The sequence below is a fragment of the Xanthobacter sp. BG11Y11_SDJG genome, from assembly GCF_057364445.1.
Genome location: NZ_JBNFNU010000097.1, coordinates 1 through 12,318, shown reverse-complemented (window position 1 = coordinate 12,318; position 12,318 = coordinate 1). Strand labels below are relative to the sequence as shown.

The window sequence follows — 12,318 nt, the reverse complement described above, 5'->3', positions numbered from 1 at the left end:
GACACCGCCATGGCCGGCCCGCTCCGCCGCTTTCGGCGCTGCCCGGAGCGCATCGGCCCAGCCGGCCGCGCGCTGGGCCGCTTTCATGCTGCATGGGCCGCCGTGAGCGGGGCCATAGAGACCGGAACCGACGGCATCAAGTCGCAAGAATCGGCAATCGGCAGCGGCCGCGGACCGCGCCAATATGTCCGTACATCCCGCCAACCGGACGACCGCCCATGGCTAAGACCACCCGCCCAGACGACGCAACGAAGGAGGCACCGCACGAGACGCGCCCCTTCCGCGATCCGGCGCTGGGCGAGAAGATCGAGCATATCGCCGGGGTGGTGGGCTATCTGTTCTCCATCGGCCATTTCAGCAACAAGGCCCTGGCGGCGGCACTGGAGACCACCGAAGCGCAGATGACGCGCAAGAGGGGTGGGAAGGCGCCGGTGGAAAATCAGGAACTATCCCACCTTCTGAAGTATTGCGGCCTCGAAGGACTGTCCGTGGACGACCTGAAGGCGGACATGGACCATCTGAAGGCCGCCCTCGAACGCGCGCGGATCGGCCTCCATGGCGCCGGCGACGGAGACCGGCTGCGCCGCAAATGGCTGGCAGACCCCAACCGGCAGAATGGCCGCATCAAGATCCAGCCGGTCACCGCGCGCCGCGCCGGGCTCGGCGCGCCGGTGGAGAGCACTGCCGCCATTCCCCATCTGCGCATCGGCGCCCAGGTGCGGCTGGTGTTCACCGTGCCGGCGGACGGCCATGTCCTGCTGCTGAACGACGAATATCTGCGCCGCGAGATGACGTGTCTCATGCCGTCCTGCTACGCGCCGGCCACGCGGGTGGCGGCTGGCCCCCTCGGCGTGCCCTTCAGCGATCCCAACATCGAGCCGGCCCTGACGGTGCTCGGCCCGCCTGGCTGGTGCCGCCTGTTTGCGATCTGGTCGGAACAGGACCTTCGGCTCGCCGCGATGCCCCCCAATGCGGGCGACCAGGGCCCCTTTGCCGCCGGTCCCGCATTCCTCGACGAAATCGACCGCGCCGTCGACCGGCTGCGCAAGGCCGGACGGCCCTACGCCATCCTGACCGGTGATTACCGCGTCGTCGAATAGACGTGCGTTGTGGCTAAGCTCACGGTAGTATTTGCGGTGCAGCATGTGCCTTGCACGGGGGCGTTCGCTCGGCAGTGGGCGCGCGGAAGTTTCGCTGGTTCCGAAACGCGCGCGGCGCCCGTTCGCCATGGGTGACCCTTCCGCTTGTCGGGGTCCGTGACTCCCGTCCAGAAGCCGGCACCAAGATCGCTGCGCCGGGCGGTGGGTGGCCGGCCGGCCCTGAGGCCTTTGTCCTGAATGCCTTGCCGTTTCTCAGCTTTCCCGACGGAGACGATACCATGCGCGTCTGGCGGATCGGACGAACCCTCGTGGCCCTGGGCGGCCTCGGACTGGGCTTCCTTGCGCTCTCACAGCCGGCCCGGGCGCAAACCGCCGAGGAGACGGTGCTGTTCCTGCTCACCGGCGAGACGCAGGCCCCCAAGGCGAACGGCCGCTTCGCCATCGACACCAAGGGGGAGACCACCGTCTTCTTCCGCGAGAAGGGCGACAATATCCAAGTGGTGTTCCACACCCTCTGGCGTCTCCAACCTCTCGATGCCTGCCGCTATCGATTGTTCCGGCTGAACTACGCGACCCGCCCCGACGGCACCGTGGTGACCGAGGCCGAGGCCCGCCGCAACTTGGTATCGGCCCTTGAGCCGAGCTACATCATGAGCGAATTCGACTTCCGCAAGCTGGTGACGGCCGATGTCTCCCGCTTCGGCCGGGGGTACAGCACAAAATTCACCTTCACCGAGGCGTTCGAGGCCACGGCTCAGCTCGATCCGGCGTCGGTCTCCGGCGGGCGGATGGTGGCCTTCGACGCAAGCGAATTCCCGGTCCCCACCGCCCGACCGGTGATGCTCGCGGGCGGCAAGGGTGCAGGCTTCGAGACCCGCTTTGGCGATGCGGTGAAGTATTTGCAGAGCAAATACTGCCCGAAGGCGAGCGCCTTCTGAGGTAAGGGCCGGTGGGGCGCGTCCTGATTCATCATTGAGCCGAAAGGGGGTCGCTCATGCGTGGATGCTTTAATTCCCTTGTCTGGATGGGCGGACTGCTTGTCGCCGTCGTCCTGAGCTTCAAGCTGGCGAGTGCCGTGGACCCGCGGACCGACCAGGGACAGACGAGCATGACGGCGTTCGTGATCCTCCTGGTGCTCGCCCTTGCTCTCCTGTTTGTCGTCAGCCGGAAGCTCGGCGACGTCGGTCGCGTGAACATGGACCCGTGGCTCGCAACGGTGAGCGACTGCAAATATAAACATGCCTGGGACGGCACCGGCATTGCCGTCGATCAAGCCAATGGCTGCCTGCATCTGCTCGCGCGGTTCAACGGCATCCCGGTGGCAAAGACCTATCCGCTCAGCGACGTGCGGAGCTGGCGCTTTGAGATGCCGGAACTGGTTCTCGAACGCGGCGGCGCGGTGATCGGCGGGGGCATCACCGGCGCCTCGCGCAATCTTGGCTACGGCATCGGGCAGGCCATCAGCAATTCGGTGCGCGAAAGCCGCGTGATCGAGAATACCGGCCTCTATGTGGATGTTCGGGATATCGACCACCCGCAGTGGTTCATCAAGTTCCGGTCGCGCACGCCCCACGACAAGTCCACGGAGATGGAATTGCGGCGCTGGATGGAAATCCTCGCCCAGCATGTCAACGGATAGGTCCTTGGCCCTGCCGCTGCAACAAACGGCAAGGTTCTGCAATCGCCCTCCATCGGGCCGGCATGGAACACTCTGATAGTCGGAGTCCAGCGTCGGCTCCGACCTCAATCCAGCGCCGGCTTGGCTATTTGGGGAGAAGGTCCATGGAAGCGTTCGGGATGCGCGTTTTCGCGATGCGGGCCTGCATCATGGGAAAGGCGGCGGCGGTCGTGGCGAGCGGGGTCGCGGGCTGCGCCTTGGCGCTCCTCGCGTCTGCGCCGCCCGCCCATGCCCAGTCCGCCGCCGAGGCCGCGTTGTACATCCTCACTGGGGAACAGCGTGCTCCGGTGGCGGGGGGCCAATATGTGCTGGAGCACAAATGGACGGAAAACGTCGTGCTGGGCGGCGACAGGAATGCGACCCAGTTGACGTTCCATCGACGCTGGCGCCTCCAGGCGCTCGATACCTGCCGCTACCTTCTGTTCCGGTTGGATTATTCGACCACGCCCAGCGGCCGCGTGCTCGACGAGAATGACGACCGACGCAACAACGGCGCCCGTTCTCCCCGCGCTACACCCTGAACGCCTTCGATTTCCGCAATCTCGTGACGGCGTCCCTCGGCGACGAGAGCACGCTCTTCACCTTCACCACCGCCGTCGAAGGCGAGGCGCGGGTCGATCCGCGCGCCCTGATGGGCGGCCGCATGGTGGCCTTCGACGCCCGCGAGTTTCCCGCCACCCGCCCCCAGACGACATTCACTGCCGGCGGCGACCTGACGAACGGCTCCGAAATCCGCTTCGCCAGGGCCTTGAAATACATGCGGACGACATTCTGTCCGCGCGGCGGCGGATGGTGAACCTGTTGGAGACTGACATGAGCCTTGCCATCTTCATCCGCTCCAGAAAACGCATCGCTGCCGTTCGCCTGTTGGCCTGCCTGCTGGGAGCCGGCCTTGCCGGGGCCGTTTCTTCCTCGTCGGGCTTGGCGCAGGCGGTTCCGCCGTCCGGCGGCTGGCAAACGCTGACCAACGAGCGTCTGACCGGCGAGGGCTTCTTTGCGAGATCCATCGTCAATCTGTTCAAGCTCGACAGGAGCCAACTGGGATCGCGCACGGCGTTCATCTACTGGGTGGCGATGAATGATTGCAGGGCGGCCCTGAAGCACAACAACGAATTCGAATGGGAGGACGTCCGCCGCTGGTACGAGGCGCGGACGGATGCCATCCTCGGCGGGATCGCGCCGCTGATGCATGTCTCGTTATGGGGGGAACTCGGCCCCTATGACATGGCCGCGGGGGCATTTCCCATCACCTACGATGCCCCGCCGGACCGGATCAAGGGCGCGCTGCTGACCCAAGGCCAGGAAACCTGGCTCTGCGGAGGTGGCATCCCGCATTTCAAGGTGCCGGCGATGAATGTGGAGTTCGATCGCGTCCTTCCGACGCTCTTCCCGATCGATCGCGTGGCCGCCAAGGCTTATGTGGACGGCCGCTCCAACCCGACCGACCGCAGCGCCAAGGTGCAGGTTCTGTTCAGCCTCGGTGCGCCCGTGAAGAAGGCGACCATCGATATCAACGGGCGGCCCGTGGAGCGGCTTGTTTTCCCCGGCCGGATCGAATTCGTCCAGGTCGCCGCCAGCTTCGCGACGCCGGGCCGGCCTGTCCAGACCCGCGTCATCGGCGAACTGATCCCTCCCTCTTCTCCAGCGATCCGCGCGGCCATGCCGCCAGCGAACCGGGTCGATCCCCTGCCATTGCTGATTGCCCGATAGCCAGGTTTGCCCGCAACACAGAAAGGGTGGTCCCATGACGCGCTGGACGATGTGCCTCCCGGGCATGGCTCTCCTGCTGGCAACGGCGGCCCAGGCCCAGACCTGCGGCGCGTGCCGGGCGATCGCCAACCGTTCCGAACTGATGAAGATCTGCGGCATGGATCCCAAACTCCCCGAGGATCGCAAGATCTATCTGGCGGCGCCGTGGGATCTTCGGCTCGCCACCGTCATGCGGTGCGACACGAAGAACCGGACCGCCGTGATCGACAGAGCGCTCTGGAGCGAAATGGACAAGTGCCTCGCCAAGTTCGCCGGCTCCAACACGTGCCCGTAGTGGCGGCCGGCCGGGGGCGCTGGCCGTCGATGCGGTGCCCTGCCGAATTTTGCGCTCATCCCCTTTTTCGTCTGAGGCTCGCCGCCCCAGCCCACCACCCCCTGAAAGGACGTGACATGCACGATATGTCCAAGTTCCCGGTGCTGATGGCCGCGTGCATCTGCCTGAGCACCCTCGCCATGGACACCGCAACGGCCCAGACCGGACCCAGCCTCTTTGGCTACTGGCGGAGCCCGGACGGCAATTGCAACCGCGAGAGCCCCGACGGGCCCTTCCTGATCCGGCCCGACGGCATCGCCAACTACCATATGGCCTGCGCCACGCCGCTGCGGCAGGAGCAGGACGGCAGCTTCTCCTATCGCGGGCGCTGCAGCCTCGAAGAGGGCGGCGGCGGCACCATGGCGGTCACGCTGCGCCCGATCGCACCCGATCGGCTGATCCTGCAGATCACGCGCGGCGGCCGCACCTTCCAGCCACAGAATCTTGTTCGCTGCCCAAGGTGAAATGGGCGGGCCGCTCCCGGCGCCACGGCGGCCGGGTGGCCGTTTTCCCGACGTGTGAAGAGCGGCTGGCCGCAACCTCGGTTTCCGATGGGAGATCCTCCATGCTTCGAATCCCGACCGCCCGTGCAATCTGCCGCGTGGCCGCCGTCGTCGGCCTGTCACTCCTTGTGCCCGCGATCGCTGCGGCCCCGGTTCCTGCGGCGGCGCAGGCGACGGCGCCGTCAGCCGGGATGCCTGCCGCGCCAAACGCCTTGCCAAAGGCCCTGCCACGGCAGGACGTGAGCGCCAGCCTCTATTCGTTTCCGGACTCCTTTGCGCCGGACATCCTCACAATCCGCATTGGCGATACACTGGAGACCGTCCGGGCAAAGCTCGCGGCCAGGAAGGGCGATGGAAAGATCAATGAATGGCCCTACCAGATGACGGTCGGCCCGAAGGGCGTCGCCGAGACCCGGTATGAAGACTTCACCTACCTTGTCACCATGACCAGCAATGGCGATGCCTGCCGCGTGTTTCGCGACGAAACCAAGATGTGTGATGATTGTATATCTATACAACAAGTCCACTCTCCGGAAGTCGGGTCTATGGCTTGATGCGGTATCTGCAGGCGCCCCAGCGTCTGGAAGTGAAGGATCTTTTGTCTCTGATCAAGGCAAAATACGGAGAGCCAACCTTATACGAAGAACAATACATCACGAAGATATACTACCTTTTTGATAAGGAAGGGCAGCTGGTGCCCCGCCCGAAGGCCGGATTTCTGCTGCAGAGGGCACTGGATGCCTGTAGAAATGATGCGTTTGGTGACTTCCTTGGCAGCAACCCCCTCGAATGGCCCGATAAGGTTCCCGGAGAAACGTTCATCGACCAGAGGTTTGCGGACCAAGAGGACGTTCGAAAGAAGATCCCCGAGCGGCCTCGGGCATGCAGAGCGCTCATGTCGATCAAGATTCAAGCTGACGAGACAGATCGCTCACGCGTGAGAGCCGTCGTGTTCGATCTTCATGCCTATGATCTCCTCGAGACGGACCGTCAACTTCTGGTTGAAACCATGACCCGCGACCATTCGAGGGAACCGGAGGCGAAGTGAGTGACGGCCTGCAAGAAGTAAGCTTGCCGTCGATGATCCTGCTTTCGAGCCGGGCGGAGACCGCCGCCCGGCAAACCGGGCCTAACGCCCGGCCCAGGTTTTGCGGCCCATCTCGGAGCCCGCGGCATGGGCATGGGTCGGCAGCAGCAGGGTGGTGAGCCAGCAGATGCCGAGCATGAGCGCAGAGCCGACGAGGCAGGCGGTGATGCCGCCCATCTGGTAGAGCAGGCCGCTGAGCAGGGTTCCGGCGAAGCGCCCCGCCGCGTTTGCGGCATAATAGAAGCCGACGTCCTCCGCCGCCTTCTCCGATCCCGCATAAGCGAGGATCAGGTAGGAGTGCAGCGAGGAGTTCACCGCGAAGGCGGCGCCGAAGATGCCGAGGCCGATGACCACGACGAGATCGGGCCGCAGCGACGTCGACGCGAGCAACATGGCGATGGCCGCCGGCACGAGGGCAAGGCCCAGGGCCCACCAGCGCGCGGCCGGAACCTCCTTCGACAATCCGTCGGGGCTGCGGCTGACCACGGCGGGCGCCGCCGCCTGTACGATGCCGTAGCCGATGGTCCAGAGCGCGAGGAAGCCACCCACCATGGGAAAGGTCCAGCCCGCGCCATAGAGGAACACCGGTACGCCGACCACGAACCACACGTCGCGCGCGCCGAACAAAGCGACGCGGGCGGCGGCGAGCAGGTTCACCCCCCGGCTCTTGCCGAACAATTCCTTGGCCGAGAACTGGCCTTGGCCTTGCCCATCATGGGCGGCAGGGACAAGAGCACGCCGAGCAGCACGATGGCCAGCACGCCCGCCATGAGCCACAGCGAGAGGCGGAAGCCGAACGCCTCCAAAAGCACGCCGCCGAGGAAGAAGCCGAAGCCCTTCATGGCGTTCTTCGAGCCGGTGAACCACGCCACCCATCGGAACAGGCGCCCCTCGGCATTGCCCTTCGCTTCCGCCTCCGTGACCTTGATGGCGGACTTGGAGGCCGTCTTGGTGAGGTCCTTGGCCACCCCGCACACGCCCTGTGCCGCCACCACCCAGGCCACCAGGAACGCGGTCTCCCACGAGGGGGACATGGCCGAGAGCAGCAGGAAGCCGGCGATCTGGGTGGTGAGCCCCACCGTCAGCATCCGCGTGATGCCGAAGCGCGCGGCGAGCCAGCCGCCGATGAAGTTCGCGCCGATCCCCGCCGCCTCATAGAGCAGGAACAGGAAGGCGAGGGTGAAGGGCGAGTAGCCGAGCTTGAAGAAGGTGAACAGCACCAGCATGCGCAAGGCGCCGTCGGTCAGCGTGAAGCCCCAATAGGCCGCCGTGACGATGGCGTAGTTGCGCAGGCCCGCGGCGGAGGACGGCGCCATCTCACAGCCCCGCCTGTTCGAGGTGGCAGGCGAGGTCCACCATGCGGCAGGCATAGCCCATCTCGTTGTCGTACCAAGCATAGACCTTGAGCAGGGTGCCGTCGGTGACCAGCGTCATCGGCCCGTCGACGATGGCGGAGCGGGTGTCGCGGGCATAGTCGGCCGACACCAGAGGGCGCGGCTCGAAGCCGAGGATGCCGTTGAGCGCTCCGTTCGCGGCCTCCACGAACAGGGCATTCACCTCCTCCGCTGTGGTCGCGCGGTTCAGTTCGAACACGCAGTCGGTGAGCGAGGCGTTGAGCACGGGGGCGCGCACCGCGTGGCCGTTCAGCTTGCCCTTCAGCTCGGGATAGATGAGGGCGATGGCGGTGGCGCTGCCGGTGGTGGTGGGCTGGAGCGAGAGCATGGCCGAGCGGGCGCGGCGCAGGTCCTTGTGGGGCGCGTCCACCACCACGTTGGTATTGGTGGGGTCGTGGATGGTGGTGATCTGGCCGTGCCGAATGCCGATGGCCTCGTGCACCACCTTCACCACGGGCGCGAGGCAGTTGGTGGTGCAGGAGGCTGCCGTGACGATGGGGTGCCGCTCGCTGTCATAGAGGGCCTCATTCACGCCCACCACAACGTTGAGGACGGACGGGTCCTTCACCGGAGCGGCGACGATGACCCGCTTGGCGCCGCGCTTGAGGTGGCCCTCGAGCACGGCCGGGGTGAGGAACTTGCCGGTGGCTTCCAGCACCACATCCACCCCGAGATCGCCCCAGGGAATGTCCTCCGGCTTGGCATAAGACGAGAAGGACATGGCCTTCTCGCCGATGCGCACGTGTCCCTCGTCGTGGGAGATGGGCGCGCGCCAGCGGCCCTGCACGCTGTCGAATTCCAGCAGGTGGGCACAGGCCTCGGCACCGCCCTTGATCTCGTTGAGATGGACGATGTCGAGCCGGTTGTTGGCGCGCGGGTCGTTGTCCGGGCGTTGCGCCGCCCCCAGGGCTGCGCGCAGCGACAGCCGTCCGATGCGGCCGAGGCCGTTGATCCCTACTCTCATGGCACCGTCATTCCCTGTGATCTTGAGAAGGTGCGGCGTTGCCGCGATGGCCTCAGGCCTTGGTATGATCGGCGGCGTCCGTCACCTTCACGCCGCCGGCCTCGTACCAATCCTTGGAACGGTTCACGATCCACACGACGGACAGCATCACCGGAACCTCGATGAGAACGCCCACCACGGTGGCGAGCGCCGCCCCGGACTTGAAGCCGAACAGGCTGATGGCAGCGGCCACCGCCAGCTCGAAGAAATTGGAGGCGCCGATCAGAGCCGAGGGGCCGGCCACGCAATGGGCTTCGCCGGACATCCGGTTGAGCAGATAAGCGAGGCCCGAATTGAAATAGACCTGGATCAGGATCGGCACCGCGAGCAGCGCGATCACCAGCGGCTGGGCGAGGATCTGCTCGCCCTGGAAGGCGAACAGCAGCACCAGCGTCGCCAGCAGCGCCACGAGAGACAGCGGCTGGAGCACGCCGAGCAGGCGATCGAGCCCGGCCTGTCCCCCGCGCGCCAGGATGCGTCCGCGCAGAAGCTGCGCCGCGATCACCGGCACGACGATGTAGAGCACCACCGACAGCAGGAGCGTGTCCCACGGCACGGTGATGGACGAGAGACCGAGCAGCAGGCCCACCACCGGCGCGAAGGCGACGATCATGATGGCGTCGTTCAGCGCCACCTGGGACAGCGTGAAGTGGGGCTCGCCCTTGGTGAGGTTCGACCAGACGAACACCATGGCCGTGCAGGGCGCCGCCGCCAGGAGGATGAGGCCGGCAATATAGCTGTCGATCTGGTCGGCCGGCAGATAGGGCCGGAACAGATGCCCGATGAACAGCCAGCCGAGCAGCGCCATGGAAAACGGCTTCACCGCCCAGTTGACCAGCAGCGTCACCGAAATTCCCCGCCAATGCCGGCCCACCTGCCGCAGCGCGGCGAAGTCGATCTTCACCAGCATGGGCACGATCATCAGCCAGATGAGGAGCGCGACCGGCAGATTGACCCGCGCGACCTCCAGCCCGCCGATGGCCTGGAACACCGATGGCGCCAGCGCGCCGAGGGCGACACCGGCGACGATGCACAGGACCACCCAGAGCGTGAGGTAGCGTTCAAACACGGACATGGCGCGCATTCTCCCAAGGCCGCACGCTGCGGCCGATGGCGGCGACAGCGTGGGCGCAGTTCGTTTCAGGACGACGACGGCTCACGCGGCCTTCCCGGCGAGCGTGAGCGCCGTCGCGCCTTCCATCTTGCCGATCTCGCCGATGCGCTCTTTCAGCGTCGCCAGATCGAGTTGCTCGAACGGCAGGTTGACGAAGGCGGAGACGCGGCCGGCAAGCCGGCGGTAGGTGGCGACGAAGGCCGCCTTCTGCTGCGCCTCGCTTCCCTTCACCGCCAGCGGATCCGGCAGGCCCCAATGGGCCTGGAGCGGATGCCCGGGGAAAGCGGGGCAGATCTCGCCCGCGGCGGCGTCGCAGGTGGTGATGACGAAGTCCATCTGCGGCGCGTCCGGTTCGGCGAAGCCGTCCCAGCTCTTGGAGGCGAGGGGGGCGGTGTCGTAGCCGAGCGAGCCGAGCAGGTCGATCGCCATCGGATGCGGCTTGAGCTTCGGCCGGCTGCCCGCCGAGAACGCGCGAAAGCGGCCGCGGCCCTCGCGGTTGAGCAGCGCCTCGGCGATCAGCGAGCGGGCGGAGTTCGCCGAGCAGACGAGCAGCACGTTGTAGACGCGGTCGTTCGCGGCCGCAGGCCGGAGCTGGGGGAAGGCGGCGGCGCCGGTGGCACGAAGCGGCGAGGCCGCATAGCCCATTTCCCCCATCAGCTGGCTCAGCACCGGGCCGGCCGCCGAAAGATCGACGGCATAGAGGATGGAGCGGCCGTCCCGCCGTGCCGCGACGAGGCCGGCACGCTCCAGAACCGCGAGATGGGTGGACATGGTGTTGTGCGGCACCGCCAGCAGGCGGGCGATGTCGCCGGCCGGCAGTCCGTAGGGCACATAGCGCAGCAGCAGCCGGAAGGTCTCAAGCCGCGTGCCCTGGGACAGCGCGTCGAAAATCCGCGTGGCGTCTTCTGCGTTCAGTTTGGTCTCGGTCATCTCGCACCGCCGATCGAATGGCCGCCGCGCCTCAGACGCCGCCCTTGAAGGTTTTCGCCCAATAGGCCTTCACCTGCTGAACCAGCGCGGGGGGGCAGGGGGAACATAGCCGAGCTCGGACGCGAGCTTCTCGCCCTCGCCGAGGGCGAAGCGCCAGAACGCGAAGGCGGACTGGCTGCGCGCCGGCGCCTTCGGTTCCTTGTACATGACCGCGAAGGTGGTGGCGGCGATGGGGTAGGCGTCCTCGGCGGGGGAATCGTTGATGACGACGAAGAAGTCCCGTGCCCCGACCCAGTCGAAGCTCAAGGCCGCGGCCTGGAACGACGCCGCGCTGGGCGCGATAAATCGGCCGGCGCGGTTCTGCACCAGGCCGTAGGCGAGCTGGGTCTGCACCACATAGGTGAACTCCACATAGCCGATGGAATTCCTCACCCGCTTGACCTCGGTGGCCACGCCCTCATTGCCGCGGGCGCCGGTTCCCACCGGCCAGGCGACCGCGCTGCCTTCGCCCACCTGCAGCTTCCACTCCGGGCTCGCCTTGGCGAGGTAGGACACAAAGTTGAACGTGGTTCCCGATCCTTCGGAGCGATGCACCACGACGATCTTCGCGTCGGGCAGCGTGACGCCGGGATTGAGGGCCTTGATGGCGGGGTCGGACCAGGTCGCGACCTTGCCCAGATAAATGTCGGCGAGAAGGGCGCCGGTGAAGCGCAACTGGCCCGCGCCGACGCCCTCCAGATGGAACACCGGGACGACGCCGCCGAACACGATGGGGAACTGGGCGAGGCCATATTTCTCCAGTTCTTCCGGCTTCAGCGGCTTGTCAGACGCGCCGAAGTCCACCACGCCGTCCTTGATCCGGTTGATGCCGGCCGACGAGCCCACAGACTGGTATTCGACCGGAATGCCCGTGCGGCTGCGGAAGGCGTCGGCCCATTTCCAGATGATGGGATAGGCAAAGGTGGAGCCCGCGCCCTGGACGTCGGCCGCATGCGCGGCCGGCGCGAGCGTCCCCAGGGCCGCGATGGCGGCTGCGGCGGTCAAGGCAAGAATGCGTTTCACGGCTGGCCTCCCCATTTGTGTCCCGCGACGGTGTCCCGCGACATCTCGATCAGCATCCTATGCGATACGTGTCTTTATGTCGATAGTCGCCGACATATTGATATGTGGCCGTCGTGACGCGTATGTGACGTCGCCCGGCTCAGGGGAAGCCGAAGCCGGCCGGGCAGATCACGCGCCAGTGTGGGGAACGCCAGCGGCGCCCGACGATGCCTGCGGGACAGGGCATGAGCCATGATGGCGAGCCGGGCTGGCATCCGGGCGCGCGGGCGCAGATCACCACCGGACGCCCCTGGAGGGACGCTCCGTCGCGGTGCTCCGGCGCGCCCAGGCTGGGAGGGGGCAGGCGGTCAGGCGGGACGGGCGG

General features: G+C 66.4%; 17 protein-coding genes. 10 read left to right on the top strand and 7 right to left on the bottom strand.

Going from position 1 to position 12,318, the window contains the following annotated elements:
• Nucleotides 1-218 precede the first annotated feature (218 nt).
• From AC2W7M_RS10550 to AC2W7M_RS10505, 10 genes are all read left to right on the top strand, one after another.
• Complete coding sequence (locus tag AC2W7M_RS10550) at nucleotides 219-1,100, top strand: hypothetical protein (protein ID WP_486132253.1); 882 nt, start codon at nucleotides 219-221, stop codon at nucleotides 1,098-1,100.
• A 131-nt stretch (nucleotides 1,101-1,231) separates the two neighbouring features.
• Nucleotides 1,232-2,038, top strand: coding sequence for a hypothetical protein (locus AC2W7M_RS10545; protein ID WP_486132251.1), 807 nt, complete (start codon nucleotides 1,232-1,234; stop codon nucleotides 2,036-2,038).
• Nucleotides 2,039-2,208: 170 nt separating this feature from the next.
• Nucleotides 2,209-2,739 carry a DUF4755 domain-containing protein gene (locus tag AC2W7M_RS10540; RefSeq protein WP_486132250.1) on the top strand — a complete coding sequence of 177 codons (531 nt, stop codon included), beginning with the start codon at nucleotides 2,209-2,211 and terminating at the stop codon, nucleotides 2,737-2,739.
• A gap of 143 nt (nucleotides 2,740-2,882) precedes the next feature.
• Nucleotides 2,883-3,299 (top strand): hypothetical protein, encoded by a 417-nt coding sequence (locus AC2W7M_RS10535; RefSeq protein WP_486132248.1) that lies wholly within the window; start codon nucleotides 2,883-2,885, stop codon nucleotides 3,297-3,299.
• Between the two features lie 23 nt (nucleotides 3,300-3,322).
• A complete protein-coding gene (locus tag AC2W7M_RS10530) occupies nucleotides 3,323-3,574 on the top strand; it encodes a hypothetical protein (RefSeq protein WP_486132246.1) in 252 nt (83 codons plus the stop codon).
• Between the two features lie 17 nt (nucleotides 3,575-3,591).
• Nucleotides 3,592-4,488, top strand: coding sequence for a hypothetical protein (locus AC2W7M_RS10525; RefSeq protein ID WP_486132244.1), 897 nt, complete (start codon nucleotides 3,592-3,594; stop codon nucleotides 4,486-4,488).
• A 34-nt stretch (nucleotides 4,489-4,522) separates the two neighbouring features.
• Nucleotides 4,523-4,822 (top strand): hypothetical protein, encoded by a 300-nt coding sequence (locus AC2W7M_RS10520; protein WP_486132242.1) that lies wholly within the window; start codon nucleotides 4,523-4,525, stop codon nucleotides 4,820-4,822.
• Between the two features lie 116 nt (nucleotides 4,823-4,938).
• Nucleotides 4,939-5,325, top strand: a complete 387-nt coding sequence (locus AC2W7M_RS10515; protein WP_486132240.1) for a hypothetical protein — start codon at nucleotides 4,939-4,941, stop codon at nucleotides 5,323-5,325.
• 101 nt (nucleotides 5,326-5,426) lie between these two features.
• Nucleotides 5,427-5,918, top strand: a complete 492-nt coding sequence (locus AC2W7M_RS10510; RefSeq protein WP_486132238.1) for a hypothetical protein — start codon at nucleotides 5,427-5,429, stop codon at nucleotides 5,916-5,918.
• Entirely contained in the window at nucleotides 5,915-6,412 is a 498-nt protein-coding gene (locus AC2W7M_RS10505) for a hypothetical protein (RefSeq protein ID WP_486132236.1), read from the top strand. Before AC2W7M_RS10510 ends, AC2W7M_RS10505 begins: the two co-directional genes overlap by 4 nt.
• Before the next feature lie 81 nt (nucleotides 6,413-6,493).
• Here AC2W7M_RS10505 and AC2W7M_RS10500 read toward each other — a convergent pair whose 3' ends face one another.
• From AC2W7M_RS10500 to AC2W7M_RS10470, 7 genes are all read right to left on the bottom strand, one after another.
• Entirely contained in the window at nucleotides 6,494-7,108 is a 615-nt protein-coding gene (locus tag AC2W7M_RS10500) for an MFS transporter (protein WP_486132234.1), read from the bottom strand.
• Entirely contained in the window at nucleotides 7,105-7,767 is a 663-nt protein-coding gene (locus tag AC2W7M_RS10495; protein WP_486132232.1) for an MFS transporter, read from the bottom strand. Before AC2W7M_RS10495 ends, AC2W7M_RS10500 begins: the two co-directional genes overlap by 4 nt.
• A 1-nt stretch (nucleotide 7,768) precedes the next feature.
• Nucleotides 7,769-8,809 (bottom strand): ArsJ-associated glyceraldehyde-3-phosphate dehydrogenase, encoded by a 1,041-nt coding sequence (locus tag AC2W7M_RS10490; protein ID WP_486132230.1) that lies wholly within the window; start codon nucleotides 8,807-8,809, stop codon nucleotides 7,769-7,771.
• A gap of 52 nt (nucleotides 8,810-8,861) precedes the next feature.
• Nucleotides 8,862-9,923 carry an ACR3 family arsenite efflux transporter gene (arsB, locus tag AC2W7M_RS10485; RefSeq protein WP_486132229.1) on the bottom strand — a complete coding sequence of 354 codons (1,062 nt, stop codon included), beginning with the start codon at nucleotides 9,921-9,923 and terminating at the stop codon, nucleotides 8,862-8,864.
• An 81-nt stretch (nucleotides 9,924-10,004) separates the two neighbouring features.
• Nucleotides 10,005-10,892, bottom strand: coding sequence for a metalloregulator ArsR/SmtB family transcription factor (locus AC2W7M_RS10480; RefSeq protein ID WP_486132227.1), 888 nt, complete (start codon nucleotides 10,890-10,892; stop codon nucleotides 10,005-10,007).
• A gap of 69 nt (nucleotides 10,893-10,961) precedes the next feature.
• Entirely contained in the window at nucleotides 10,962-11,954 is a 993-nt protein-coding gene (pstS, locus tag AC2W7M_RS10475) for a phosphate ABC transporter substrate-binding protein PstS (protein ID WP_486132225.1), read from the bottom strand.
• Nucleotides 11,955-12,093: 139 nt separating this feature from the next.
• Nucleotides 12,094-12,318, bottom strand: a 225-nt coding sequence (locus AC2W7M_RS10470; RefSeq protein ID WP_486132223.1) for a hypothetical protein, incomplete at its 5' end; no start/stop codon positions are given.

Bases quoted from the DNA above. Each gene is read 5' to 3' on its own strand.
- AC2W7M_RS10525 (WP_486132244.1), top strand. From the start codon at position 3,592: ATGAGCCTTGCCATCTTCATCCGCTCCAGAAAACGCATCGCTGCCGTT.
- AC2W7M_RS10520 (WP_486132242.1), top strand. From the start codon at position 4,523: ATGACGCGCTGGACGATGTGCCTCCCGGGCATGGCTCTCCTGCTGGCA.
- AC2W7M_RS10540 (WP_486132250.1), top strand. From the start codon at position 2,209: ATGACGGCGTTCGTGATCCTCCTGGTGCTCGCCCTTGCTCTCCTGTTT.
- arsB (WP_486132229.1), bottom strand. From the start codon at position 9,923: ATGTCCGTGTTTGAACGCTACCTCACGCTCTGGGTGGTCCTGTGCATC.
- AC2W7M_RS10495 (WP_486132232.1), bottom strand. From the start codon at position 7,767: ATGGCGCCGTCCTCCGCCGCGGGCCTGCGCAACTACGCCATCGTCACG.
- AC2W7M_RS10535 (WP_486132248.1), top strand. From the start codon at position 2,883: ATGGAAGCGTTCGGGATGCGCGTTTTCGCGATGCGGGCCTGCATCATG.
- AC2W7M_RS10510 (WP_486132238.1), top strand. From the start codon at position 5,427: ATGCTTCGAATCCCGACCGCCCGTGCAATCTGCCGCGTGGCCGCCGTC.
- AC2W7M_RS10550 (WP_486132253.1), top strand. From the start codon at position 219: ATGGCTAAGACCACCCGCCCAGACGACGCAACGAAGGAGGCACCGCAC.
- AC2W7M_RS10515 (WP_486132240.1), top strand. From the start codon at position 4,939: ATGCACGATATGTCCAAGTTCCCGGTGCTGATGGCCGCGTGCATCTGC.
- AC2W7M_RS10490 (WP_486132230.1), bottom strand. From the start codon at position 8,809: ATGAGAGTAGGGATCAACGGCCTCGGCCGCATCGGACGGCTGTCGCTG.
- AC2W7M_RS10480 (WP_486132227.1), bottom strand. From the start codon at position 10,892: ATGACCGAGACCAAACTGAACGCAGAAGACGCCACGCGGATTTTCGAC.